We start from the raw sequence: 309 nt of genomic DNA, 5'->3' as shown, positions 1-309 counted from the left end.
GCCGTCCATTGATGCCGTTGACGTTATAGGTTGCAATTTTCACGATGCCCCCCGGAAGTCGAAGCACGGACAGGCTCTAGAAACGCTCCTGAGTTTCCGCCTCAGGAAATCCCCGCCCGCAATCGTCCCAATGGAGGCGGCTCTCCACACCGTAATGTCCCGCCGTCCGAACCCTCTCGGGGTGATCGAGCGAGCCGACTGCCACTTGGCCCCTCAACGCGTCGCACCGAAGACGAAGGCGATGCCGGCGACGATCGTGAGGCAGAACAGCACGCCGATCAGCGCACCGCCATCGGCGCGGATCGAGAG

Annotated in this window: 1 pseudogene; it reads right to left on the bottom strand. The window is 62.8% G+C overall.

Annotation, left to right across the window (positions count from 1 at the left end):
* Positions 1–225: 225 nt before the first annotated feature.
* Positions 226–309, bottom strand: a pseudogene (locus AF337_RS41830) (heme exporter protein CcmB); the annotation flags it as partial.

This window comes from Rhizobium ecuadorense (genome assembly GCF_001187535.1).
Classification (GTDB): domain Bacteria; phylum Pseudomonadota; class Alphaproteobacteria; order Rhizobiales; family Rhizobiaceae; genus Rhizobium; species Rhizobium ecuadorense.
This window is presented reverse-complemented; position numbering and strand designations above follow the sequence as displayed.